The organism is Paraburkholderia jirisanensis (assembly GCF_054782355.1).
In genome coordinates, this window is record NZ_BAAGSQ010000013.1 from 127871 (window position 1) to 153478 (window position 25608).

General features: G+C 64.4%; 23 protein-coding genes. 16 read left to right on the plus strand and 7 right to left on the minus strand.

Annotation, left to right across the window (positions count from 1 at the left end):
* Nucleotides 1–6: 6 nt before the first annotated feature.
* Together ACYVNQ_RS08690 and ACYVNQ_RS08695 are read right to left on the minus strand one after the other, a co-directional pair.
* The gene (locus ACYVNQ_RS08690) at nt 7–2577 is read right to left on the minus strand and encodes an FtsX-like permease family protein (protein WP_460902088.1); all 2571 of its coding nucleotides are present in this window, start codon (nt 2575–2577) and stop codon (nt 7–9) included.
* A 124-nt stretch (nt 2578–2701) separates the two neighbouring features.
* Complete coding sequence (locus ACYVNQ_RS08695; RefSeq protein ID WP_460902089.1) at nt 2702–3391, minus strand: ABC transporter ATP-binding protein; 690 nt, start codon at nt 3389–3391, stop codon at nt 2702–2704.
* 316 nt (nt 3392–3707) lie between these two features.
* Between ACYVNQ_RS08695 and ACYVNQ_RS08700 the strand changes: the two genes are divergently transcribed.
* The 3 genes from ACYVNQ_RS08700 to ACYVNQ_RS08710 all read left to right on the plus strand — a co-directional run bounded on the left by ACYVNQ_RS08700 (nt 3708) and on the right by ACYVNQ_RS08710 (nt 7522).
* A complete protein-coding gene (locus ACYVNQ_RS08700; protein ID WP_460902090.1) occupies nt 3708–4094 on the plus strand; it encodes a DUF2784 domain-containing protein in 387 nt (128 codons plus the stop codon).
* A 154-nt stretch (nt 4095–4248) separates the two neighbouring features.
* A complete protein-coding gene (locus ACYVNQ_RS08705; RefSeq protein WP_460902091.1) occupies nt 4249–5760 on the plus strand; it encodes an aldehyde dehydrogenase family protein in 1512 nt (503 codons plus the stop codon).
* 583 nt (nt 5761–6343) lie between these two features.
* Nucleotides 6344–7522 (plus strand): porin, encoded by a 1179-nt coding sequence (locus ACYVNQ_RS08710; RefSeq protein ID WP_460902092.1) that lies wholly within the window; start codon nt 6344–6346, stop codon nt 7520–7522.
* A gap of 153 nt (nt 7523–7675) precedes the next feature.
* Here the strand turns inward: ACYVNQ_RS08710 and ACYVNQ_RS08715 are convergent, their stop codons facing one another.
* Both ACYVNQ_RS08715 and ACYVNQ_RS08720 read right to left on the minus strand, forming a co-directional pair.
* Complete coding sequence (locus ACYVNQ_RS08715) at nt 7676–8086, minus strand: DoxX family protein (protein WP_460902093.1); 411 nt, start codon at nt 8084–8086, stop codon at nt 7676–7678.
* Between the two features lie 44 nt (nt 8087–8130).
* Nucleotides 8131–8856 (minus strand): pirin family protein, encoded by a 726-nt coding sequence (locus ACYVNQ_RS08720; protein ID WP_460902094.1) that lies wholly within the window; start codon nt 8854–8856, stop codon nt 8131–8133.
* Between the two features lie 148 nt (nt 8857–9004).
* On the opposite strand from ACYVNQ_RS08720, the gene ACYVNQ_RS08725 reads away from it, so the two are divergent.
* From ACYVNQ_RS08725 to ACYVNQ_RS08740, 4 genes are all read left to right on the plus strand, one after another.
* A complete protein-coding gene (locus ACYVNQ_RS08725) occupies nt 9005–9895 on the plus strand; it encodes a LysR family transcriptional regulator (RefSeq protein WP_460902095.1) in 891 nt (296 codons plus the stop codon).
* Between the two features lie 319 nt (nt 9896–10214).
* A complete protein-coding gene (locus ACYVNQ_RS08730; RefSeq protein WP_460902096.1) occupies nt 10215–10418 on the plus strand; it encodes a DUF3311 domain-containing protein in 204 nt (67 codons plus the stop codon).
* Nucleotides 10415–11890 carry a monocarboxylate uptake permease MctP gene (gene mctP / locus ACYVNQ_RS08735; protein ID WP_460902097.1) on the plus strand — a complete coding sequence of 492 codons (1476 nt, stop codon included), beginning with the start codon at nt 10415–10417 and terminating at the stop codon, nt 11888–11890. Before ACYVNQ_RS08730 ends, mctP begins: the two co-directional genes overlap by 4 nt.
* A gap of 181 nt (nt 11891–12071) precedes the next feature.
* A complete protein-coding gene (locus ACYVNQ_RS08740; protein WP_460902098.1) occupies nt 12072–14612 on the plus strand; it encodes a penicillin-binding protein 1A in 2541 nt (846 codons plus the stop codon).
* A 51-nt stretch (nt 14613–14663) separates the two neighbouring features.
* Here the strand turns inward: ACYVNQ_RS08740 and ACYVNQ_RS08745 are convergent, their stop codons facing one another.
* Nucleotides 14664–15569 carry a DUF72 domain-containing protein gene (locus tag ACYVNQ_RS08745; RefSeq protein ID WP_460902099.1) on the minus strand — a complete coding sequence of 302 codons (906 nt, stop codon included), beginning with the start codon at nt 15567–15569 and terminating at the stop codon, nt 14664–14666.
* A gap of 186 nt (nt 15570–15755) precedes the next feature.
* Here ACYVNQ_RS08745 and ACYVNQ_RS08750 point away from each other — a divergent pair, with 186 nt between their 5' ends.
* Together ACYVNQ_RS08750 and ACYVNQ_RS08755 are read left to right on the plus strand one after the other, a co-directional pair.
* Nucleotides 15756–17165: a DUF2252 domain-containing protein gene (locus tag ACYVNQ_RS08750; RefSeq protein ID WP_460902100.1), complete on the plus strand. Its 1410-nt coding sequence runs from the start codon at nt 15756–15758 to the stop codon at nt 17163–17165.
* A 90-nt stretch (nt 17166–17255) separates the two neighbouring features.
* The gene (locus tag ACYVNQ_RS08755) at nt 17256–17507 is read left to right on the plus strand and encodes a GlsB/YeaQ/YmgE family stress response membrane protein (protein ID WP_460902101.1); all 252 of its coding nucleotides are present in this window, start codon (nt 17256–17258) and stop codon (nt 17505–17507) included.
* Nucleotides 17508–17624: 117 nt separating this feature from the next.
* Here the strand turns inward: ACYVNQ_RS08755 and ACYVNQ_RS08760 are convergent, their stop codons facing one another.
* A complete protein-coding gene (locus ACYVNQ_RS08760) occupies nt 17625–18548 on the minus strand; it encodes a polysaccharide deacetylase family protein (RefSeq protein ID WP_460902102.1) in 924 nt (307 codons plus the stop codon).
* 186 nt (nt 18549–18734) lie between these two features.
* Between ACYVNQ_RS08760 and ACYVNQ_RS08765 the strand changes: the two genes are divergently transcribed.
* From ACYVNQ_RS08765 to ACYVNQ_RS08795, 7 genes are all read left to right on the plus strand, one after another.
* Entirely contained in the window at nt 18735–19535 is an 801-nt protein-coding gene (locus tag ACYVNQ_RS08765; protein WP_460902172.1) for an SDR family oxidoreductase, read from the plus strand.
* A gap of 165 nt (nt 19536–19700) precedes the next feature.
* Entirely contained in the window at nt 19701–19865 is a 165-nt protein-coding gene (locus tag ACYVNQ_RS08770; protein WP_460902173.1) for an oxidoreductase-like domain-containing protein, read from the plus strand.
* Nucleotides 19862–20722 (plus strand): NAD-dependent protein deacetylase, encoded by an 861-nt coding sequence (locus ACYVNQ_RS08775; protein WP_460902103.1) that lies wholly within the window; start codon nt 19862–19864, stop codon nt 20720–20722. The genes ACYVNQ_RS08770 and ACYVNQ_RS08775 overlap by 4 nt, the downstream gene beginning before the upstream one ends.
* A gap of 85 nt (nt 20723–20807) precedes the next feature.
* A complete protein-coding gene (locus ACYVNQ_RS08780) occupies nt 20808–21413 on the plus strand; it encodes a pyridoxamine 5'-phosphate oxidase family protein (RefSeq protein WP_460902174.1) in 606 nt (201 codons plus the stop codon).
* 18 nt (nt 21414–21431) lie between these two features.
* Complete coding sequence (locus tag ACYVNQ_RS08785; RefSeq protein WP_460902104.1) at nt 21432–22049, plus strand: DUF938 domain-containing protein; 618 nt, start codon at nt 21432–21434, stop codon at nt 22047–22049.
* 251 nt (nt 22050–22300) lie between these two features.
* Complete coding sequence (gndA, locus tag ACYVNQ_RS08790) at nt 22301–23713, plus strand: NADP-dependent phosphogluconate dehydrogenase (RefSeq protein WP_460902105.1); 1413 nt, start codon at nt 22301–22303, stop codon at nt 23711–23713.
* A 268-nt stretch (nt 23714–23981) separates the two neighbouring features.
* Nucleotides 23982–24266 (plus strand): DUF4148 domain-containing protein, encoded by a 285-nt coding sequence (locus ACYVNQ_RS08795; RefSeq protein WP_460902106.1) that lies wholly within the window; start codon nt 23982–23984, stop codon nt 24264–24266.
* Between the two features lie 542 nt (nt 24267–24808).
* Here ACYVNQ_RS08795 and ACYVNQ_RS08800 read toward each other — a convergent pair.
* Complete coding sequence (locus ACYVNQ_RS08800; RefSeq protein ID WP_460902107.1) at nt 24809–25549, minus strand: DUF2968 domain-containing protein; 741 nt, start codon at nt 25547–25549, stop codon at nt 24809–24811.
* Nucleotides 25550–25608: the final 59 nt, after the last annotated feature.

Sequence of the window (25608 nt, forward strand, 5' to 3'; positions counted from 1 at the left end):
TATGCGTCACCAGTCGTCGCGCACGGCGCGCACCGCATCGACCGACAGCGCCGAGCGGGCGCTCCACAGCGCGGTCAGCGCGGCGGCAGCGACCACCGCGGCAGCCAGTACGGCGCACAGCGCCCATGGCATATGCAGGCTCATGGTCCAGTGAAACGACTGCGGATTCACCACGAACACCAGCACCGCCGCAATCACCACGCCGAGCGTGAGCCCCGCCACGACGCCGAGCAAGGCGACCAGCGCGCCCTCGAGCACCAGCATCGCGCCGATCTGGCCGCGCGTGACGCCCAGATGGCGCAGCACGCCGAACTCGCGGGTGCGCGCGAGCGCCTGCGAGCCGAAGCTCGCACCGATGCCGAACAGGCCGATCAGCACCGCGACCGCTTCGAGCAGGTAAGTGACCGCGAAGCTGCGGTCGAAAATCTTCAGGCTTGCGGCGCGAATCTCTCCGGGTTCGGAGAACGCGAGCCGCGCGCCGCCCGGCAGACGCTCGCGGATGCGGGCGATCGCTTGTGCGGGCGTGACTTGCGGGGCAAGCCATAGCGCGGCGTCGGTGGCGCGCGTGTCGCCGGCCAGCTTGCGGTATTGCGCCGCGTCGATCGCTACCGCTCCGAACTGGCGCGCGTAGTCGCGCCAGATGCCGGCCACCGTGAAGGCGACCTGTTTCCCGCCTACCGGCAGCGTGATCCGGCCGCCGACGTGCAGACGGTATAGATCGGCCATCGCTTCGCTGACCCACACCGGCGGCGGCTCGCCGTCGCGCGGCACGAGCGCCGAGCCGGCCAGTGGCAGGCGCGCGCCCGGATCGTTAGGGTCGATCGGCCGCGCGAGCAGCGCCACCGGCGGCAGACGCGCATCGAGCGAGATTTGCGTGGCGCGCAGAAACTCCGCGCGTGCGATGCCGGGTGTCGTGGCGATCATCTGCTGCTCGGCCTCGGACAGAAAGCCGCTGTCGCCGGCGGGCGCCGCGCGCAGATAGAGCGGCGCGGGCAGGATCAGCTGCAGCCAGTCGTCGACGGCGATCCGGAAGCTCGACACCATGATCGCCATCGCCATCATCAGGCTGAAGCTGGTGACGATGCCGGACAGGCCGATCGCCGCGCGTCCCGGCGCATGCGCCAGCTGCGCGAGCGCGAGCTGCGGCACGGCGCGCCGCGCAACCGGTAGCGCATCGAACACGGTGCGCGCGACGAACGGCATCGCCATCACGCCGCCGATCAGCAGCAGCGCCACGGCTACGTAGCCGAATAGCGGCAGGCCGTTGACCGGCGGCAACTGGGTGGCCGCGATGCCGAGGGCCAGCGCGAGCGCCGCGCCGATCAGCGAGCGGGCACGGTTCAGACGTTTGAGCGGGGTTTCCTCGTCGCCGGCCTTGAGTGCCTGAGCGGGCCGCGCATGCGCCGCTTCGAAGGCCGGCGCGGCGCTGCCGAGTACCGCGGCCGCCACGCCGAGTACGAAGAACAGGGCGGTGCTGGCCGCATCGAAATGGACCTGCGGCCGCACGCCATCGAAGTAGCCGCCGCCCAGATCGCCGCCGGCGAAATGCAGGACCGCCGCCGCGACCGCGTAGCCGAGCGCGAGGCCGATGCCCGCGCCGAGCACGCCTTGCACGGCGCCTTCGGTGACCACCAGCCCGAGCACGCCGCGGCGCGTGAGCCCGAGCGCGCGCAGCAGCGCGAATTGCGTGCGCCGCCGCAGCACGGCGAGCGCCTCGATCGTGAACACGAGGAACGCGCCGGTGAAGAGCGCCACCAGCGCCAGCACGTTCAGGTTCGCCCGATACGCGCGCGACAGCTGCGAGGTGCGGCGCGTATTGTCGTGCGGCGAGACCGCGGCGACGCCTGCCGGCAGCAGCGGGGCGAGCGTGCGCACGAACGCATCGGCATCGACGCCGGGCCGCAGCTTCAGGTCGATCCGCTGCAATGTGCCGAGGCGCTGCAGCTGCCATTGCGCGGCGCCGATATCGAGTACGCCGACGCGCACGCTGGTGCCGGACGCGGGCAGCGTGCCGGCGACGCGCAATACGACGCTTTGCAGGCCGGCCTGTACGGTCAGCGTATCGCCGACCTTCAGGCCGCTCCACGCGAGCGCAGCGGGCGACAGGAAGACCGTGTCGGGCGCGAGCAGGTCGAGCCGGCCGGTTTGCGGATCGTCGACGCGTCCGACCAGATCCCGCGTCACGCGGCTGGCGTGGAAGACGTCGACGCCGAGCAGCTTTAACGGCTCGGTTTGTCCGGACACGCGCGCGTCGACTTCGACTACGGGGCTCGCGGTCGCGACTTCGGTCAGGCGCGCGATACGCGGATACAACGCCTCGTCGAAACCGGCGCGCGGGCCGCGGATTTCCAGATCGGCGTCGCCCATCAGCGAATTGACGGTCGAGGCCAGTTCGGTGAGCGCTGCGTGGTTGATCAGCTGCACCGCGTAGCCCATCGCGACGCCGGCGGCGATGGCCAGCACTGCCACGGCGGCGCGCAACGGATGGCTGCGCGCTTCGCTGCCGAGTAGTACGGCGGCCAGCGCGATGGCGCGTCGCCAGGTGGAGGCGGGGGGCGGGGGCGCGGCGGTTGTCATGATGGGTGCGGCGCGGTTTGGAGAGCGGCGCGCATTGTGGGTGTCGCGGACGTCGCGGTCATTGTCTGCATCGCAGCCATCGCAGGTCCGGTTGTCAGCGCGGTAGTCGACATCGTCGCGGCGCTCATAGCGTGCGCTCGAGCGGCGGCACGTACGGCGCGAGACCTTCGGGCGTCAGCCGCAGCACGCGGTCCGCGCTCGCCGCCGCGGCGGCCGAGTGCGTGACGAGCAACACCGCGGCGCGCGCCGTGCGGGTCGTCTCGCGCAGCAGCTGCAACACGCGTTCGGCGCTGTCGTGATCGAGATTGCCGGTCGGTTCGTCGGCCAGCAGCAGCGCCGGCCGGTGCACCAGCGCGCGCGCCAGCGCGATGCGCTGCAGTTCCCCGCCGGACAGCTCGCGCGGCAGCGTCTGTGCGCGCGCCGCGAGGCCCACCGAAGCGAGCGCCGCGGCGACCCGCGTTTGCACGTCGGCCGCTGCGACGCCGTTGAGCAACAGCGGCAAGCCGACGTTTTGCGCAGCGCTCAGATTCGGCAGCACATGGAAAGCCTGGAACACGAAACCCATCCGCGCGCGGCGCAGCAGCGTTGCGCCGTCGTCGTCGAGGCTCGCGAGGTCGCGGCCCTCGAATACGATCTGGCCGCCGTCGGCGCGGTCGAGGCCGGCCGCGAGATTGAGCAGCGTCGATTTGCCGGTGCCCGATTCGCCCATGATCGCGACGCATTCGCCCTCGCGCAGTTCAAGGTTCACGCCGGTGAACAGGTTGCGCGGCGGATGGCCCGGGTAGCTCTTCGATACGTTGGACAGGGTCAGCATGCGGATTCGCTCGGACAGCCTTGCTTGGGTGGTTCGTACGGCATCGAGTTGCGCGGCAGACATCGCCGGACCAGAATGACCGGGCCGGTGCGGTGTGCTGCGGGCCGAGGTCGTTGCCGATTTGCGGCGCGCGGCGATCGCGCAAAAAGTCCGCACGCCTTGCTGCGTCGAAAGGATCATACGGCATGGCTGAAAGCGTCGCAGCGTCCGCGATCTTTTGTGGAACCAGCGGACGCACACGTCGCGGCGCAATCAGATCGCATGCCCTTCAACATGACGCACCACCTGTGACGACACGAGCGGCATTGGGCGAGACATGAGTACAACCACGAACTGGCTGGCAGACGGAGTACTCGTCGTGCATGCGGCGCTGGTGCTGTTCATCGTCGGCGGGTTGATGGCGATCTGGCTGGGCGCGTGGTTGCATTGGCGCTGGGTGCATCACCGCATTTTTCGCAGCGTGCATCTGTGCGCGATCGTGGTGGTGGCGGTGCTCGCGCTTGCCGGCGTCGCCTGTCCGCTGACCGTACTCGAAGATGCGCTGCGCAACGAGCAGGGCGCGACGCAGGGGTTCGTGCAGCGCTGGGTGGGGCGCTTGCTGTACTACCGGTTGCCCCTATGGGTGTTCACGCTTGCCTATGCGGCGTTCGCAGCGCTGGTGTTGCTGACGTGGCGGCTGGTGCCGCCGCGGCGGCGTTTGTAAGCACGGCATCACGCATGTAGCGGGGCATGTGGTGCGCGGAGATTCTGCGTGCGCGCAAAACCTCGCCGCTTCTTTCGTGTGTCTTGCGGATGGAATGTTTATGCAGTGCTGCGCGTACTACATACGTCCAACCAGCAAAGCACGGAGGATCGACATGAGTGAAGCATCGACGCCAGGCGCGTCACAACAAGACGACCTGTCTGAACAGGTCACGGGTTGTCTGCCGAAGTCCAGCGGATTGTATTGGGGTGGCCAATGGCATACGTCGGCGAACGCGGCCACGCTGACTTCAATCAATCCATCCACCGGCGAAACGCTGCGCGAAGTATCGTGCGCCGGCCCGGACGAGGTGGCCGCCGCGGTGCGCGCGGCCAATCAGGCGCGCCGCAGCTGGGCCGCCACGCCGCCACTCGAACGCGCGCGCTGCCTGCGCGAAACCGCGCAACGCGTACGCGCGCATGCCGACGAACTCGCGCTGATCGACGCGGCAGACTGCGGCAACCCGGTGAAGGCGATGCGCGTCGACGCGCAGATCGCCGCGACCCAGCTCGAATATTTCGCGGGCCTTGTGCTCGAGATCAAAGGCGAAACGCTACCGACCGCGAACGGCGCGCTGAACTACACGTTGCGCGAACCGGTTGGTGTCGTCGCGCGGATTTTTCCTTTCAACCATCCGTTCATGTTCGCGGCCGCCAAGATGGCCGCGCCGCTCGCCGCGGGTAACACCGTAGTGATGAAACCGCCTGAGCAGGCACCGCTGTCGACGATCCGGCTGATGGAACTGCTCGAAGACGTGTTCCCGCCCGGCGTGCTCAACTGCGTCGCGGGCGGCCGCGACACCGGCGCCGCGCTGGCGAGCGACCCGGGCGTGCATGCGATCGGCCTCGTCGGCAGTGTGCAGGCGGGCAAGGCGGTGCTGCGCGCGGCAGCCGACACGATGAAGCCCGCGCTGCTCGAGCTGGGCGGCAAGAACGCGATGATCGTGTATCCGGATGCGGACTTCGACAAGGCCGTCGCCGGTGCGATCAAGGGCATGAATTTCGCTTGGTGCGGCCAGTCGTGCGGCTCGACGAGCCGGCTGTTCGTGCACGAATCGCTGCATGACCGCTTTGTCGATGCGTTGCTCGCGCAATTATCCGTGGCCTACCGCCCGGGCATCGCGACCGACCTGCGCACGACAATGGGCGCGCTCGCCAGCCGCGCGCAGTACGAGCGCTCGCTGCACTACATCGAGCGCGGCCGCGCCGAGGGTGCAACGCTTGCATACGGCGGCAAGCATCCTGACGATCCGAAGCTGGCAGCGGGCTTCTTCGTCGAGCCGACGGTGTTCGTCGACGTGCGTCCGGAAATGGCGATCGCGCGCGAGGAAATCTTCGGTCCGGTGCTGTCGGTGCTGAGCTGGCGCGATGAGCGCGACATGCTCGCCGCGGTCAACGGGCTCGATCTCGGCCTGACCGGTGCGGTGTGGACGCAAAACCTGAACACCGCGCACCGTGTGGCGGCCGCGCTCGAAGCGGGCTACGTGTGGGTCAACGACACGTCGACGCACATTACCGGCGCGCCGTTCGGCGGCTACAAACAGTCGGGGATGGGGCGTGAGGAGTCGAAGGACGAACTGCTGCAGTTCACCAAGGTGAAGAACGTCAACGTGGTGCTGGCGGGCTGAGCAAGAGGTGGAGTCGCACGCGTCGCGCCGGTTGGCGACGCGTGAATTAAATCGGGCGACACCAATCCTTCAAATAGCCTTTAAAGACCATTTAAAGAGCATGCGCTTCTGCTTACATAAGAGGCGAATCGTATCGCTTAAAAAGCGTTTTGCAGCGAAGCTGTCAGGCTTTATTCAGCTTCTATCGCCACGGCCCTGAAAAGAAAAAAGCGCGGCCTAAGCCGCGCAATGCGTGGATATCCGCTGTCTACGGATACTGTGAAGCGCTTGCACTTTATCTGCTTCGATTTTCAGCGGCTATTCGACGGCCGAAATTACTTATTCTGTTTTTCGCAAGAATGCACGCCACAGCGCGTTAGCATCGTAAGATTTGTCCGTTTTCGCCTGGACAGTCGCCGATGTCTCCAGAAAATACCGCCATTGTTGCGAATCCCGTGAAAATCTTTTGTTGAACATCGAATAATGCTCGTTTTGCACGTGTCGCATCAGCGAGACGCGCTTTTTTGGCATTTTTTACAGCGAGTTCTTGCGCAGGTAGTCTCCGCTTCGCGTCCACCAAACTAAAAGCGCAAGGAGCAGATAAATGAAACGCAGTACCTCCCTTTCGGTCATCTCATTGGCAACGCTCGCATGTGCTGGAGCCGCTCACGCGCAAAGCAGCGTTACGCTTTACGGCACGATCGATACGTCGATCACCTATGTGCACAACGCCGCCGGCAATCAGAATCTGTGGGCGCTCGGCAATAGCAGCGCGGGTAACCTGTCGGGCACGCGCTGGGGTATCAAGGGCACCGAAGATCTGGGCGGCGGTCTCGCGGCGATCTTCCAGTTGGAAAACGGTTTTGATCCGAGCACCGGCAAGCTCGGCCAGGGCGGCCGCCTGTTCGGTCGTCAGGCTTATGTCGGCGTGACCAGCAACCAGTTCGGTACCGTGACGCTTGGCCGTCAGTACGATCCGCTGATCGACCTGGTGCAAGGCATCACCGAAGACAACTACTTCGGCAGCGCGTTCGCAACGGCGGGCGACGTCGACAACTACGACAACAGCTTCCGCGTCAGCAACGCGGTGAAGTATGCGTCGCCGGTGTGGAACGGTCTGCAATTCGAAACGATGTACGCGTTCGGCGGCGTGGCCGGCACGGTCGGCTCGCAGCAGTCGTACGCGGCGGCAGTGGCGTACACGAACGGTGGCCTCGCAGTCGCGGGCGGCTACTTCTACGCATCGAACAGCCCGGCTTCTGCCGGCGCGCGTAGCGTGACGCCGGGTGCCGGCTTCACCAGCACGTCGGACGGCACGTTCGACGGCCCGATCAATCTCGGCTACGACACGGCTCACTCGCTCGCGATCGGACGTATTGCCGGCCAGTACACGATCGGACCGTTCACGGTCGGCGCGGGCTACAGCAACGCGCAATATCGCCGCGACGCGAGCTCGGCGTTCGCCAACGACGAGAAGTTCAATACGGGGCAGGGCTTCTTCAACTGGCAGGCTTCGCCGGCGATGCTGCTTGGCGTCGGCTATAGCTACACGAAGTCGACTGGCGATACGTCGGCGACCTATCACCAGGTGTCGATCGGCGCGGACTACTCGCTGTCCAAGCGCACCGACGTGTACATGACCGCTGCGTATCAGCACGCAAGCGGCGAAACCGGCAACGGTACCGGCGGCTCGGTCGCGGCGCAGGCATCGATCGGTTCGTATGGCTATGCGGGCACCAGCACGCAGGAGATGGTCAACCTGGGTCTGCGTCACAAGTTCTAAGCATCGGGCTTGAGTGCCGCGTACGGATCGATACGTACGTGGCATCGCAACTCGACGCAACGCAACTCGATGCAACACGCAAAAAAATGGGGCAGCCGTCTGGCTGCCCCATTTGCTTTCAACACGCACTCCACGTGCGGCGCAAAACGTGGCTCAGCTTCGATCGATCGAGTAACGCCCCGGCCCGGTCACGGCCAGCAACAGCAGCCCGCCGATGATGCTGATGTTCTTGTAGAAGTTGACCATGTTCACGTACTGCTCCATGCCGGTCTGCGTCCAGTAGTGGTGGCCGATCAGCGCCGTGCCCAGCGTGTATAGCGCAAGCAGCAGCGCGAGCGGCCGCGTGAACACGCCGACCACGATCGCGAGGCCCACGACCAGTTCCATCACCACCGCGATGGCCGCAGCCACCACCGGCACCGGCGCGCCGGTGGTCGCCATATACGCTTCGGTTGCGGAGAAGCCGGTCAGCTTGGTCCAGCCGAACATCACGAACAGCACCATCAGCAGCACACGGGCCACTAGCAGGATCGTGTCGCGGCGTGAGTCGATCAAAGTCTTCATTTGTTATGCCTCGTTGAACGCGTTCAGGTTGCGCCGCGGGCCGCTCAGGACCACAGCTCCGATACTTCGTTATTACGCAGGTCGAACACCAGTACTTCCGCGTCGTCGCCTTCGCTGAATGCAAGCGAGCGCTCGTTACGAATCCGCGCACCGTCGCCTTCGCCAAGACGCACACCGTTTACCGTCACCGAGCCGCGCGCGACATGCACATACGCAAAGCGGTCAGCAGCCAGTTCGACGCTGGCGGTTTCAGCGCCATCGAGCAAACCTGCATAAACGCGTGCGTCCTGGCGCAGCTGCAGCGAACCTTCGGTGCCTTCCGGCGACATCACGAGCCGCAGCGCGCCGCGCTTTTGCTCCGCGCTGAAGTGCTGCTGCTGATAGCGCGGCGTCGCGCCCTTCACCGACGGTGCAATCCAGATTTGCAGGAAGTGCACCGGGTCGCTCGCCGACGGATTGAATTCGCTATGCGCGACGCCGGTGCCGGCGCTCATCACCTGAATGTCGCCGGGCACGATCACCGAGCCGGTGCCCATCGAATCCTTGTGCTCGAGCTGTCCTTCCAGCACGTACGAAAAGATTTCCATGTCGCGATGCGGGTGCTTGCCGAAGCCGCGGCCCGGTGCGACCCGGTCGTCGTTGATCACGAGCAGGTCGGAGAAGCCGACTTGCTGCGCATCGTAGTAATTCGCAAACGAGAACGTGTGACGCGAGCTGAGCCAGCCATGTTCTGCGCGGCCGCGTTCGCTGGCGTGTCTGATTTCGATCATGTCCATTCTCCGGTGAGGTTGGCGTCGGCTGCGAAAGATTCGTTTGCCTGACGCGTTGAATGGAAGTTTAGGTCAATTCGAGAGGCTATAATCGCCGTCAAATGCGAATGACTGTCCTATCCATGTTGACAATCGAGGTGACGGGACCATGCAGCTCGACGACCTGAAAATCTTCGTCGCGACCGTCGACGCGCGCAATTTCACGGCCGCAGCCGAGCGTCTGCAGCTGTCCAAGCAGTTTGTAAGCCGCCGCGTGATGGCGCTCGAAGCGAGCCTCGACGTGCGTTTGCTGGTGCGCAATACGCGCAAGCTCGCTGTCACCGATCTCGGCTACGAGTTCTACGAGCGCGCGAGTCGCATCCTCGCGGAGCTCGCCGACGCCGAACAGGCGATGTCGTCGCGGCGCGCCTATCCGCGCGGGCTGTTGCGCGTCAGCGCGCCGCTGTCGTTCGGCATGGTTCATCTATCGCCGCTGGTGGGCGCGTTTCTGAGTTCGAACCCCGAGGTGCGCATCGATATCGAACTGAGCGACCGCGTGGTCGACGTGGTCGGCGAGGGCTACGACATGGCGCTGCGCATCGGCACGCTGGCCGATTCGACGCTGATCGCGCAAAAGCTTGCCGAGGTGCGCATGGTTGCGTGCTGCAGCCCGGTGTATCGCGATACGCGTCGCCTGCCGATGACGCCTGCGGACCTCGCGCGCCATCCGTGTCTGCTATATGGAGAAGAAGGGCGCAGTGGGTGGCGTTTCGAAGTGGAGGGCACGGTGCACAGCATCGAGGTGCACGGGCCGCTGCGCGCGAACAACGGCGAGGTGCTGCGCGATGCGGCGATGGCCGGCATCGGGATCGCGCTGCTGCCGGAATTCATCGTTGCCGACGCGCTGGCGAATGGGCGTCTGATCGAAGTGCTCGCGCCGTTCGTATCGCCGCCGTTGACGTTGTACGCGGTATATCCGCAGCATCGGCAAAGTTCGGTGACGATCCGTGCATTCACACAGTTTCTGCGCGAGCGTTTCGCGCAAACCCCTGATGCATGATGCTGCGCGCGCAGCTGAAAGCGCCTGGCTCTTCTGATCGTTGCTGAAGAAGCAAAATGCATCGTGCGGTGCGCGTGTGTCCGCGTTGCAACGCCACCTGCCAGGCAACGTACAAAGCTGCCGTAGCCGGACAAACCCGGGACAAACCACAGATACATGACAACGCGAAGATTCTCGCGCAGGCGCAGCCATTTTTGACGAATTACTGGATAATGCGCGTACTTTGCGCAAGTGTAAGGCGGCTCATTTGAGACCAAGCGGGCGAATCGGGCTGCCGCGCAGAGTTCTGTCAATCCAATACATACCAAGAGGGACAACCGTGGAACCAACAGATTCGAACCGGGCCGGCCGTTCATGGCTCTGGCTCATTTTGCTGCTCCCCTTCATCGCGCTGCTGTGGCTGCCTTTCTATAACGACACGCGCCCATCGTTCGCCGGATTTCCATTTTTCTACTGGTATCAGTTTCTGTGGGTTCCGCTCACGTCGCTGCTGATCTACATCGTTTATCGGGGCATCAAGTGAGCGATCTGAATCCCGTCAATCCGGTCGCGATGACCGTCTTCATCGCTTTCTTCCTGCTGGTTACCGTAGTGGGCTTTCTCGCGTCGCGCTGGAAGGCCGGCGATCTGACCCAGTTGCATGAGTGGGGTCTGGGTGGCCGCCAGTTCGGTACGGTCATCTCGTGGTTCCTCGTCGGCGGCGATTTCTATACCGCCTATACCGTGATCGCGGTGCCGGCGCTGGTGTATTCGGTGGGGGCGTACGGCTTCTTCGCGCTGCCTTATACGATCATCGTGTATCCGTTCGTGTTCGCGGTGATGCCGAAGCTGTGGAAGGTTGCGCATGCAAAGAACCACATCACGGCAGCCGACTACGTGCATGGCGAATACGGCGGCAAGTGGTTCCCGGCAGCCGTCGCGCTGACCGGTATCGTCGCGACGATGCCGTATATCGCGCTGCAGCTGGTCGGTATGCAGGTGGTGATCAAGGGGCTTGGTGTGAGCGGCGAACTGCCGCTGATCGTCGCGTTCGTGATTCTCGCGCTCTATACGTACACCAGCGGCTTGCGCGCGCCGGCGATGATCGCGTTCGTCAAGGACATCATGATCTACATCGTCGTGATCGCGGCGGTGTGGCTGATTCCGTCGAAACTCGGCGGCTACGCGCATGTGTTCGATGCGGCGGATCAGTACTTCAAGGCGAAGGGCGGCGCGACCGGCATCATTTTGAAGCCGTCGCAGTTCACCGCGTATGCATCGCTCGCGCTCGGCTCGGCGCTCGCGGCGTTCATGTATCCGCATACGATGACCGGCGTGCTGTCGTCGTCGTCGGCTGCGACGGTGCGCAAGAACGCGATCTTCCTGCCGGCGTACACGCTGCTGCTCGGTTTGATCGCACTGCTCGGTTATATGGCGATTGCCGCCGGCGTGCACGTGAAGTCCGCTTCGGACGTCGTGCCGACCCTGCTCGGTACGCTGTTCCCGTCGTGGTTCGTCGGCTTCTCGGCGGCGGCGATTGCAATCAGCGCGCTGGTGCCGGCTGCGATCATGTCGATCGGCGCCGCGAACCTGTTCACGCGCAACCTGTGGCGTCCGCTGGTATCGCCGAATATGGCCGGTGCACAGGAAGCGTCGACGGCGAAGATCGTTTCGCTGGTGGTGAAGTTCGGTGCGCTGCTGTTCATCGTGTTCCTGCCGACGCAGTATGCGATCGACCTGCAGCTGCTCGGCGGCGTGTGGATCCTGCAGATTTTCCCGGCTATCGTGTTCTCGCTGTACACGCGGCGCCTGAATACGCCGGGGCTGTTCCTGGGCTGGCTGGTCGGTATCGTGCTTGGCACCAGCCTCGCGATCGAAATGGGCCTGAAGCCGGTGTTCACGCTGCACGTCGGTGACGCGAGCTGGCCGATTTATATCGGGCTGATCGCGCTGGCGGCGAATGTCGTCGTGACGTTCGTCGTGTCGGCTGTGACGCCTAAGCGCGCTGCTGCTTAAAGCCGTGCATCGCACACCAGGTTGTCGATACGCCGGCGCGTAGCCGGTTTGTCGAGCGGGTTCGAAACAGCCGCCCTCGGGCGGCTGTTTTCATTTGCGCGCGCAGCGTGTGCGCACAAAAAGCCTTCATCCGGCTGTCGGTTTGGTACGATGCAGCCTTTTCACTCCGTGGTATGTCAGTGTGAAACGCCCGATCGTGCCCTTCGTCCGCGCATTCCGCGAATTGTTCGCAACGGCGAGCGCTCTGCTCAAACCCATCGCCGTCGAAGCGCTCGAGCGCGTCCGCCATCCGACGCGGCGCGGCATCATCCGCACGCTCGTCGCGATACCTGCGCTGTTCCTGCTGTATGTGCTGGTGCTGATTCCGTTCACGCCCGGCATCGGCGATATCCGCAAGGCGAAAGTGGAGCAGCCGGCTCGCGTGTTCTCCGCGGACGGCAAGCTGCTTGCAGAATTCAAGCCGGCGAACCGCGTATGGGTCAAGCTGTCCGATATCTCGCCGCATGTGGTCGACGCGCTGATTTCCACCGAAGACCATCGCTTCTACGAACACCACGGCATCGATCTGAAACGCACGGCGTCTGCTGCGTTGCATACGTTTTCCGGCAACCGTCAGGGCGGCTCGACGATCACGCAGCAGCTCGCACGCAATCTTTACCCTGATGACATCGGCCGCGCGCCGACGCTCACGCGCAAGCTGAAAGAAGCGATCACCGCATTCAAGATCGAAGCGGTTTATACCAAGGCCGAAATTCTCGAAACCTATCTGAACACGGTGCCGTTCCTGTACAACGCGTACGGCATCGAAATGGCGGCGCGCACCTACTTCGATAAATCCGCGCACGATCTGACCGTGCTCGAAAGCGCGACGCTGATCGGCATGCTGAAGGGCAACAGCTACTACAACCCGGTGCTCAATCCGGACCGCGCGCTGCAGCGTCGCAATATCGTGCTCGCGCAGATGGTCAAGTATCAGCGCCTCACCACCGCTTCGTATCAGACGCTGCAGCGCCGCGCGCTGAGTGTCGACTTCGAGCGGCAAACCGAGCCGCCGGGCCCGGCGCCGCACTTCTCGCAGCAATTGCGCAAATGGCTGATCGAATGGGCCGATAACCACGACTACAACATCTATTCGGATGGCCTGGTGGTGCGCACGACGATCGATTCGCGGCTGCAGACGATGGCGACCCAGGCCGTGATCTGGCAGGGCAATCAGCTGCAGGGCATCGCCAATTCGGTGTGGGGTACGCGCGGCGCGTGCAGCGCGCATAAGGATGTGTTCAACGCGCTGGTGCGCGAAACCGCGCAATATCGCACGGCGAAGCAGTCCGGCGTGGCCGATGCGGATGCGCTGCAGCAGCTCGAATCGGATAAGCGTTTCATGCAGCAGCTGTGCGACGCCAAGACGCGTGTGCAGGCCGGCTTCGTGGCCATCGATCCGCGCAATGGGCAGATCCGCGCGTGGGTCGGCAGCCGCGACTTCAGCGACGATCCGTACGACCACGTGCAGCAGGCGCGGCGCCAGCCGGGTTCGACGTTCAAGCCGTTCGTGTACGGCGCGGCGTTCGAGCAGGGCGCGAAGCCTGACGACACCTTCGTCGATCAGCCGGTAGCGATCACACTGACTGGCGGCGAGATCTGGAAGCCCGAGGACGATACGCCGCCAAGCGGCAAGCCGGTCACGCTGCGCGATGCGCTCGCATATTCGAAGAACCGCATCACCGCGCAGTTGATGGAACAGGTCGGGCCGGCGCGCGTCGCGCGGCTTGCGCGCGAGATGGGCGTGCGCGATAGCCCGCTCGATGCGGTGCCGTCGCTGGCGCTCGGCACGAGCCCAGTGTCGCTGAAAGAGATGGTGTCGGCGTACAGCACGATTGCCGCGCGCGGCGCATATATCGCGCCGATGCTGGTCACGCGTATCGAAGATCGTGATGGCAACGTGCTGGCGGAATTTCAGCCCGCGCCGCCGCAGCAGGCGCTGCCTGCCGGCGCTGCGCAGACGCTGCTCGATGTGATGCGCGATGTGGTGGATCGCGGCACCGGCTCGAGCATCCGCAGCCGCTTCGGGATTCGCGGCGACGTGGCCGGCAAGACCGGTACGACCCAGGACGATGCAGATGGCTGGTTCATTTTGATGCATCCGCAACTGGTGGCGGGGGCGTGGGTTGGGTTCAACGACAGCCGCATCACGCTGCGCAGCGACTACTGGGGGCAGGGCGCGCACAGTGCGCTGCCGATCGTCGGCGATTTCTTCCAGCGGGCGCAGCGTTCGCGGTTAGTGGATGGGCGCGCGAAATTTGTCGAGGAGCCGCAGACGGGGTTCTTCGATGCGTTGCGTACGAAGCTTCAGGCCTGGCGCGACGCGCTGTTTGGGGCGAAGTCTGATGGGGTGCCGGCGCCGGCATCGGGGAAGAAAGTCGTGCGTACGTCGCGGCATGCTGCGCCTGCGGTGGTATCTGCAGCGGCGCCGGCACCGCAGGCCGTTGAACCAGGCGACGTGGAGCCGCCGCAAATTTTCGCGCCTGATGGCCGGGCTGCTGCGCAGCCGCCGTTGCTTGCACCGCCGGGTGCCCAGGATGGGGCGGCAGCGGCAGCCAGTGCGGGGGCTGCGGTTGGCGGGCAGGCTGCGCCGGTGCCGCCGATCATCGGCGCGCCGGGCGGTGTTGGCGACTCAGGCGCGCCGTCTGTCGCGGCCAGTTCAGCGACAGCGCCTGCACAGTAACAGGCGGGTAGCGCTGTGCAGCGAGCGGGCGGCGCCGCCCCCCGCAACCCATCACCCCTCGCGCTCCTCGTCCACCTGATTCAGCAGACGGATCATCGTCGCCGCATTGCGTTGCGCAGCATCTTCGTAGCAATTGTTGAACACCACATCCGTGCGGTCCACCCGGCGCGCGATCTCGCGAATCGGGATCGTCAGCGTTTCGAGTTCTTCATCGCTGTAGTCGTAGTTGAAACGTCCGGCCGCCGTCGTGCTGCCACTCCACGTCTGAGCATTACGTCCATGCAGCCGCACGATCGACAACCGCGGTGAAGTCGCTTCCCACACCGTATGCGCGCGTGTCGTCACGTCAGGCGCATCCATCACCACATGCACCAGCCCACGCTCACGCTCAAACGCGAGCGTCGCTTGACGGTGCCGCTCGTCGAACCAGCTCGGATGGCGGAATTCGAACGCAGTCAGATACGGCGCCATGCGGTCCGCGCAATGCGCGATGTGAGCCCGGTCGCGCGGCGTCGAGCCGATCCATGGTGCGAACTGGAACAGCACCGCGCCGAGCTTGCCGGCCGCGCGCAGCGGCTCCAGTGCTTCGAAAAAGCGCCGCCACAACTCGTCGGCAAGTTCGGGCGGAAGGTCGCGATAGTAGAGATTCTTCTTGCCGGTTTGCGGCAATGCCTGCTGGATATCGGATGGGAAAAAGCGCGGTTCCGTCTGGTGCCCCGTGAAGAGCCGGAACGCCTTCATGTTGAAGGTGAATCCGGCAGGCGTGCGTTCGGCCCACAACACGCTGTTCGATGCACTCGGCATCGCGTAGTACGACGCATCGACTTCGACCATCGGAAAGTTGGCGGCGTAAAAGCGCAGCCGCGCTTCCGCGCTGGTGCAGCCCTTCGGATAAAACCGCCCGGACTTCAGCAGCGATGCATCCGTCCACGACGCGGTACCTACTGCGATCGACATGATGTTGATCTCCATGCATTGCTGTTGCATCGTAACCCAGGGCGGCCGCCGCAAATGTCTGCCAACCGGCGCTGGATTGCCCGGTTATGCTGCCGCAGCGGCGATTGTTGCTAGAATTTCACTGGCTATCCGCTGCAGACTCGCTGAAAATCCGCTTGAACAACGATCGACAACAACGGAGCGCGCATGAAGAGCAGCACCCTTGCGGAACGCGAAGCAGCGGGTCGGGCGGCGCGTGAGCATTCGAAACGCTCGAGCCATCGGGTGGTCGGCGAATTGCATCGCGACCCGCTCGAACTGCTGGCGCTAAGCAGCGAAGGCCGCGTCGAGCGGCTGGTGCCGCTGCGCTACGGCCGCATGATGGCTTCGCCCTTCGCCTTCCTGCGCGGCAGCGCGATCCTGCAGGCGCACGATCTCGGCCGTTTGCCGCATACCGAACTGATCCAGCCGATCTGCGGCGATTGCCACCTGATGAACTTCGGCGGCTTCGCCACGCCGGAGCGGCAACTGATCTTCGATCTGAACGATTTCGACGAAGTGGCGCCGGGCCCGTTCGAATGGGACCTGAAGCGCCTCGTGGCGAGCTTTGTGGTGGCCGCGCGCGATCTGCGCTTTAGCCGCGGCGCGGCGCGCGACATGGCGATGGCCGCGGTGCTGCAATACCGCGACCGGATGGCGCAGTATGCCGAGTGCGGCGCGCTCGAGCTGTGGTACGAGCGCATCACGTTCGACCGCATGATCGATGCGGCGCTGACGCCCGAAGGCCGGCGCCGGATTCGCCGCGGCATGGAAAAGGCCGCGACCCGCACGCACGAGAGCATGCTCGACAAGATCGCCGAGCGTGTCGGCGACCACTACGAGTTGCGCGACATGCCGCCGGGCCTGTTCCACGTGCATGGCGCGAACACGCTGTTCTCTCCTGACGACGACTGGTTCAAGACCCGCGACTGGCACAAGCTGATGGACGGCATGTACGGCGAATATCAGAAGTCGCTGGCGCCGGACCGGCGCGCGCTGCTCGCGCAGTTCGTGCCGCAGGATCTCGCCTTCAAGGTGGTGGGCGTGGGCAGTGTCGGCACGCGCTGCCTCGTGCTGCTCGCGATGGATACGCTCGGCAAACCGCTGTTCCTGCAGTTGAAGGAAGCGAGCCGCTCGGTGGTGGCGCGCTATTTCAAGTCGCCGGCGCCGCAGCATGAGGGCGAGCGCGTGGTGCGCGGCCAGCAGTTGCTGCAGGCGGCCAGCGACATGTTCCTTGGCTGGGCGAGCGGCCCGCATGGCCGCCAGTTCTATGTGCGCCAGTTGCGCGATATGAAGCTGTCGGCCAACCTCGAACTGGTCGACACCGAATTGCTGACCGGTTATGCGCGCATCTGCGGCTGGGCGCTCGCCCGTGCGCATGCAAAAGCGGGTGGCAAGGCGATCGAGATTAGCGCGTACATTGGCGGCAGCGACCAGTTCGCCGAGGCGCTGGCCGACTATGCGGCCACGTATGCGGACCAGGTCGAGCGCGACTATGACGTATTTCTCGCCGCCTGCCGCAGCGGCAAGCTCGAAGCGCGCACCGACGAAGACCTTGCAGCCGATTTCCGCGTGTGAATCCGCGCCTGAGTGCGGATGTGAAGCGCGATAGGGGCACTCTGTGCCGTTTGGCCACGACGCGTGGCATCACTGACCTGGGAGGTGCATATGCTTTCGTTCATCGGTACGATTATCGTCGGCCTGGTTGTCGGTTTGATCGCGCGCGCGCTCAAACCCGGCGACGACAAGATGGGCATCATCATGACCATCCTGCTCGGTATTGCGGGTTCGCTGATCGCAGGTTATGTCGGGCACGCGCTCGGCTGGTATCAGCCGGGGCAGGCGGCGGGGTGGATCGCGTCGATCATCGGCGCGATCGTGCTGCTGGTGATTTACGGGTTGATCAGAAGGCGTGTCTGAGGGTTGTTGCTGTCGACGCTGTGGTGGGCGTGGCGGATGGCACCCTCGCCGGTGCCGTCCGCGCATTGAAGCGTGACGTGTGAGGCGGCCGGCGTAAGCAGGCGCCGCTTCGCCGCTTTATCGCGTTTGCGCCGACACGCGCTGCACCGAACGCGCGCCGGCTTCCGCTGGCTTCGTCTGCTCGCGCGCTTCGCGCAGCGTCACGAACCGCAAGCCGCGCGCATGCGCGGCTTCCAGCACGCGCGGCAGCACCGCGACGATGGCCGGCTCGCCGCTCGCGGTGCGGGCCGCATTGCCGTCGTGCAGCAGCAGGATGTCGCGTGCCGCAAGGCCGTCGAGCAGGCGCTGGGCGACGCGCTCCGGGTCGCGCTCGCGGGTGTCGAAACCACGTCGCGTCCATGCGGCGAGACGCAGATCGAGTTTTTGCAGCACCGGTTCCAGAAACAGATTGCGCAAGCCGGCCGGCGCGCGGAAAAACACCGGCCGCTCGCCGGTCAGTTCCGTTAGCGTGCGTTGTGCGGCGGCGATTTCGCGCGTCAGCGCGCCCGGCAGCGTGACGGAAAACGTGTGTATGTGCACCTGCGAATGGTTTTCCACCGCATGGCCGCGCGCCGCGATCTCGCGGGTTAGCGCCGGATAGCGTTGCGCGCGCGCGCCGATGCAGAAAAACGTCGCGCGCACGTGGTAGCGGTCGAGCAGGTCGAGCACGTGTGGCGTGACCAGCGGGTCCGGGCCGTCGTCGATCGTCAGCGCGAGCGCGTCCGCGTTGCGCGCGGTGTCGGGCAACTGCGTCCAGTTCGGGCCGAGCAGCGACGAGCGCGGCCACAGGCCGAGCACCGTAATGGCGAGGTGATTCGCGAACATCGCGGCGAGCCACCACAGCCATGCGGAGGGCCTGAGCAGCGCGGCAGCGGCAAGCGCGACGTGCCACGCGGCGGTACCGGTTACCAGTGCGGAATAGCGTGCGCGAGGCCAGCGGCGCGCGGCCGGATTGCCGGCTGGCGCGGCCGCGCGGCTGCGCGCGGGTTTCGATTCAGTCATCATGCTTCCTCTGCGGACTCCTCGATTGGCGGAAAGCTAATCGTCAAAAAAGGTGAGGACGCAACGCTAAACGATACCATCCTTGTGTTGCATCATGCATAGAGCAGCGCATGCGCATGCGGCGCGCGGGGTTGGCGATAACCGTCGCAAAACGATCAATGGAGGTGCCGGGTGGCTGAACAGGACGTGCAACAGGTACAAGCGGACCACACACAAGCGGCCGCGCAGACAACGCTCGCGCGCAAGGTCGCGCTGGTGACCGGCGCCGGCAGCGGCATCGGCCGTGCGACGGCGCGCAAGCTGCTCGAACATGGCTACAGCGTGGTGCTGACCGGCCGCCGGCAGGAGCTGCTGGACGAACTGGCCGACGAAGCACGCACGCGCGGCACCGAGGCATTCGCGCAGGCTTGCGACGTGGCCGACCCGGACAGCGTCGCCGCGCTGTTCGACGCGATCCGGCTGCGCTATGGCCGGATCGACGTGCTGTTCAACAACGCGGGCCGCGGTGCGCCGGCTGTCGAGATCGATGCGCTCGATATCGCCGACTGGCGCGCGGTGGTCGATACCAATCTGACCGGCGTGTTTCTATGCACGCGTGCCGCGTTCGCGATGATGAAGGCGCAGTTGCCGCGCGGCGGACGCATTATCAACAACGGCTCGATCTCCGCGCATGCGCCGCGGCCGTACAGCATTGCGTACACGGCGACCAAACATGCGATCACCGGGTTGACCAAATCGGTGTCGCTCGATGGCCGCCCGTACGATATCGTGTGCGGACAGATCGACATCGGCAATGCGGCAACCGAGATGGCCGCGCGCATGGCCAAAGGCGTGCCGCAGGCAAACGGCGAGATCGCGATCGAACCGCTGATGGATGTCGAGCACGTCGCCGATGCGGTACTGCATATGGCGAACCTGCCGTTGTCGGCGAACGTGCAGTTCATGACGATCATGGCAAGCAAGATGCCGTTCGTCGGGCGAGGTTGAGCGGCGAGGGCGGGGCGCCTGGATGGCGCGATCCCTTATACTGGGTGCCTTCGCCCCGCTCAAGCCGACCGATACGTGCGCCACGCTCCATGTCACTCACGTAACGAATCACGCGACGCATCAGGCCGCGAGGCGTGCCGCGCGCTCGACCACGACGTGCGGCCCGTGCCGCCCACGCCGCCGGCCGCCGACGACTGCTGCCGCAGCGGCTGCGACCCGTGCGTGTTCGATCTGTACAACGACGAACTCGAAGGCTATCGCAGTGCATTGGCCGAGTGGGAGGCTCGCCACGGCGCGCAAGCTCGCAAACCTCGACGGGCCGCCCGATGACCTTGCTCGCCACACCTGCCCAGACTGAATCGCAGGCGCTCGATGCGCTGCACGAATTCGTTACGCGTTATCCACGTCTTTTCGTGCTGACCGGCGCGGGCATCAGCGCCGACTCCGGCATTCCCGGCTATCGCGACGACAACGGCGAATGGAAGCGTTCGCCGCCGATCACGCTGCAGGAGTTTCTCGGCTCGGACGCGTCGCGGCGGCGCTATTGGGCGCGCAGCACGGTGGGCTGGCCAGTGGTTGCAAAGGCACAGCCGAATGCCGCGCATTTCGCATTGGCGCGCCTCGAAGCGGCTGGCTATGTCGATACGCTGGTCACGCAGAATGTCGATGGTTTGCATCAGCGCGCGGGCAGCAGCGACGTGATCGAACTGCACGGCAGTATCGCCGAGGCGGTTTGTCTCGCCTGTGGGATGCAGCACACGCGCGCATCGGTGCAGCAGACGCTCGAAGCGGACAACCCCGAGTTGCTGCACGCAAGCGCGGAGCCCGCAGCCGATGGCGATGCGCATCTCGAATGGCATGCGCTCGATACGTTCCGCATTCCGGCTTGCACGCGCTGTGGTGGGATGCTCAAGCCGTCGGTGGTGTTCTTCGGCGAAAATGTGCCGCGTGTGCGGGTCGAGACGGCGATGCACGCGCTTGAAGCGGCCGACGCACTGCTGGTGGTCGGCTCGTCGTTGATGGTTTATTCGGGGTACCGCTTTTGCGTGCATGCGAACAAGCTCGGCAAACCGATTGCGGCGATCAATCTTGGACGCACGCGTGCCGACCCGCTGCTGTCGCTGAAAGTCGCCGCGCCTTGCGGCGAAGTGCTGACTGCGCTGGCTGCGCGTTTTGATATCCGTTGATACTCATTGAGGCCGCAACATGCAGCTTGATACCTTGAGCGCCCCCGTTCCCGCTTGCGCGCCGAGCGAGACCGATCCGATGCCGGTGCTGACCACCTTCGAAGAACTCGAAGCGATATACGGCCAGCCGCACCAGCGCTCGGTGCGCAAGGAACTGCCGTTCATCAACGAAGACTACCGCGCGTTCATCGAAAACGCGCCGCTGGTCGTGCTTGCAACGGCCGGCCCGGAAGGTCTCGACTGCTCGCCGCGCGGCGATGCGCCGGGCTTCGTGCGTATCGTCGACGAGCGCACGCTGGCAATTCCGGATCGCGTCGGCAATAACCGCATCGATAGTTTGCGCAACGTCATCGTCAATCCGCATGTCGGGCTGCTGTTCATCGTGCCGGGCGTCGGCGAGACCTTGCGTGTCAACGGGCGCGGCCGCATCAGCGCGCAGCCCGAACTGCTCGAGCGCTTCGCGGTGAACGACAAGTGGCCGCGCACCGTGCTGCTGGTCGACGTGGATGCGGTCTACTACCACTGCTCGAAGGCGCTGGTGCGCTCGCAACTGTGGGATGCGTCGCGCCACGTCGAGCGCGCGCGGCTGCCGAGCGCGGGCGAGATCCATCGGCGTATCAATGGCGCAAGCTTCGACGTAGAAGCGTACGATCGCGATCTCGCCGAACGTTTGCGCACCAGCCTCTATTGAACCTGTGAGCCCCTCTCGATGACCCAACCTGCCAACCCCGATTTGCGCGAGCGCTCGCCTTCGGCCGAGCGCAATCGCGAACCGATCCTTGCGGTACTGCAGCACGTGCTGCCGCGCGTCGGCACGGTGCTCGAAATCGCCAGCGGCACCGGGCAGCACACGCTGCACTTCGCTGCGGCGCTCGGCGCGCTCGACTGGCAACCAAGCGATCCGGAAGCGGCCGCGCGTGCGTCGATCGGCGCGTGGATCGCGCATGCCGGTCTGACGAATGTGCGCGCGCCGCTCGATATCGACGTGCGTCGTCAGCCGTGGGGCATCGACGCTGCCGACGCGATGGTGTGCATCAATATGGTCCATATTTCGCCGTGGGCTGCGTCGCAAGCGCTGTTCGACGGCGCGCGCCGGATTTTGCCGAGTGGCGGCGTGTTGTATCTGTATGGGCCGTACCGGCGCGGTGGTGCGCATACCGCACCGAGCAACGAAATGTTCGATCAGCAATTGCGCAGCCGCAATCCGGAATGGGGCGTGCGCGATATGGAAGCCGTGCAGCAGCTCGGCGATGCCGCGGGCTTGACGTGCGATGAGCCGCTTGCGATGCCCGCGAACAATTTCAGTCTCGTGTTCCGGAAACGTTGAGCGAAGTGCTGGGTCTGAAGGGGCGGCGAGCGGCGCGTGGCGTATAGCGAGCCGCTCAGGCGAGGCGAGCCGGCGCACCGCCGCGTACGTCATACAGCGGCGCGTCCGGCCCGCTGCAAGCGCCCGCCGGTTCGTGCCGCACACGGTATACATGCGGTGTCGCGGCATTTCTTTTATTCTTTCATCCTCGACGCCGCGTCGTTGCAGCGGTCTCTCGCGGCATCCGTCACTCACGAATCTGGAGAACTCAGATGGGCAAACAGGCAATCGGCGTAGTGGGGCTAGCGGTCATGGGCCGCAATCTGGCGCTCAACATCGAAAGCCGCGGTCACGCGGTCTCCGTGTTCAATCGAACCCGCGAAAAAACCGATGAGCTGATGGCCGAGTATCCAGACCGCAAGCTGGTGCCGACCTACACGATGGAAGAGTTCGTCGACTCGCTGGAAAAACCGCGCCGCATTCTGATGATGGTGAAGGCCGGCGCCGGCACCGATGCAACCATCGCCGCATTGAAGCCGCTGCTGGAAGCCGGCGACATTCTGATCGACGGCGGCAATACGCACTTCACCGATACGATCCGCCGCAATCAGGAACTGGCGAAATCCGGGCTGCATTTCATCGGCACCGGCGTCTCGGGCGGCGAAGAGGGCGCGCTGAAGGGCCCGTCGATCATGCCGGGCGGCCAGCGCGACGCGTACGATCTGGTCGCGCCGATCCTCACCGAAATCGCCGCCAAGGCGCCGGACGACGGCGAACCGTGCGTTGCGTACATGGGCCCGGACGGCGCGGGCCACTTCGTGAAAATGGTGCACAACGGCATCGAATACGGCGACATGCAGCTGATCGCCGAGAGCTACGCGGTGTTGAAGCAGGTGCTCGGACTGTCGAACAAGGAACTCGGCGGCGTCTACACCGAATGGAACAAGGGCGAGCTCGATAGTTACCTGATCGAGATCACGTCGAAGATCTTCAGCAAGAAGGATGACGAGACCGGCAAGGATCTGGTCGACATCATTCTTGACCGCGCGGCGCAAAAGGGCACCGGCAAGTGGACGAGCCAGAATGCGCTCGATCTCGGCGTGCCGCTGCCGCTGATTACCGAATCGGTGTTTGCGCGCGTGCTGTCGTCGCTGAAGGATCAGCGCGTGGCGGCGAGCAAGGTGCTCGCGGGGCCGGCGGTCAAGCCGTTCAGCGGCGATCGCGACGCGTTTGTCGAAGCGGTGCGCCGCGCGTTGTACTTCAGCAAGGTGATTTCGTACGCGCAGGGCTTCGCGCAACTGCGCGCGGCCTCCGACGAGTACAAATGGGATCTCGACTACGGCACGATCGCGAAGATCTTCCGCGCGGGCTGCATCATCCGCGCGCGCTTCCTGCAGAAAATCACCGACGCCTATACGAAGGACAAGGCGCTCGCCAACCTGTTGCTGGATCCGTACTTTCGCGATATCGCGGCGAACTACCAGGGGGCGCTGCGCGACGTGGTGACCGCCGCGGTTGCGGCCGGCGTGCCCGTGCCGACGTTCTCGTCGGCGATTGCCTACTTCGACGGCTACCGGTCTGAACGGCTGCCGGCAAACCTCGTGCAGGCGCAGCGCGACTTCTTCGGTGCGCACACGTTCGAGCGGATCGACAAGAGCGGCAGCTTCCACGCGAACTGGTCTTGAGCGACGGGCCTTCGGGCCCTTTTTCGCGGTTTACGAAAATGCGGCGGTGCCTGCCCGGGGCATCGCCGCATTTCCCTTTCGATTATTACATCCCACATTATAAGATATTGAAATCTGATGTAAGAAAAACCGATTATTGCGGAATCTGAAATGGTGTTTCGCGGTGATAGGTATTTACCCTAATGGGGTATTTCCGTAGACTTCAATCAACGCATCGGACATCGGTCCGGCGAAAAACCCAAAAAAGAAAGTCTCGGAGGTAGTAACCATGAAAACGCTGATTCCTGCACTGCTGGTCGCCACGCTACTCGCCGCTCCGGTGGCTTCGTTCGCACAAGCTTCCCAATCGAACCAGCCGTTGACGCGCGCTCAAGTGCGCCAGGATCTGGTCGATCTGGAAAAGGCTGGTTACGACCCGCTGGCCGACCGTCAGGAATATCCGCGCAACATTCAGCGCGCTGAAGCCCGCCTCGCCGCGCAAAAGGCGCAGGGCGACACCGGCTACGGTGCGCAAGCTGCTGGCTCGTCGCAGGCAGGCAGCGCAGCTCAGTAAGTAATACGGCTTGCCCGGCGTCCCCCTGTCGCCGGTCGAACTGTAGGCAGTGAGGGGTGTGACCGTAGTACCGTGCCGTCGTGTAATTGGGCGGCCTGCAGTAGAAGCAGTAGCGAAGCATGCAGTAGCGCAGTTGATGTCAGGCAGTACGAGAGTGGCGTTAGTTAGTGCGTTGTTGATGTGCAGTTGTTGCGAAGTTTGTTTAGTTTGTTGCGAGTCTGTTGGTAAGGCAGTACGAAAGCACGCAGTGGCAGTAAAGCATCACGCAGTACGGCATCACGCAGTTCAGCAGCAAGCAGTTCAGGTTAGGGCAGTACCGAAGCACGCAGCACCGCAGTATGTAGTACGGCAGTCCGCAGCATCGGAAGTACGCAGTAGGGTAGTGAGCAGTACCGAAGCGTAGTAGGCAATACCGAAGGATGCAGTGCGTAGTACGGCAGTACGCAGTAACGTAGTTGCGGTAAAGCAGTGACGAAAAAAACGCCGGCAAGAAGTCTTCGCCGGCGTTTTTTCTTTGGTGCAGCGAATGCGTGCTGCGTCCGCTATTGATGCGTCAGGTGCGGAATGCCGTCGTGCGCGGCGAGATCGAGTTGATGGGTCTGGCGCTGCACCTTGTTCAATTGAGCCTGTGCAGCAGCGCGCTGCGCCTCGAGTTGCGCGACTTCCCGGCGCACCTGGTGCTGGCGCGTCGTGACGGCCTGCTCTTGCGTGGTCGAGCGCTGCAGTGCCTTGCGTAGCCGCTCGGCTTGTACTTCAGCTTGCGCGATCAGTTTGGTCAGCTGTTCGTTCTGTGCGTCGAGTTGCAGGCGGCGTACCTGTCCGTCCGACAATCGTGTGGCTTGCAATTCGAACTGATGGAAGATTGCCTGCGCGGCATCGAGCTCCTGCGCTTTCAACGCTCGCCACGGCGTGCCGTCGTGGTACAGCACAATGTAATACTTCAACTCCTTCGCGTGGAATAGCAGGCTCGCAGAATATTCGAACGTGCGAAACGCGCGCAACGGCGTCAGCGCTTCCTGAGCCATCAGCAGTTCGACTTCCGCCGGATCGGAGAACTGCGCGGCGCGCCCGCCCGACTGTGACGGTACCGCGTGCACCGGGTGCAGCGTGGCCACGGGGCGCACCGGGCGCGCGACGGGCTGGGCCGGCGGGTCGCTAGAATCGGATGATGCGTCTCGCGCGGTTTCGTCAGTGGCCGGCCCGGACGGGTCTTGATCGATACGCACCAGATGCGCGATGCCGTTGGCAGGCGCCGTGCGGCGCCGGTTCAGCAGAGTTTTCACGTCAGCAACTCCTGATCGATGCGCTGAAGTTCCCCGGCATCAACGCGCTACACAATGCA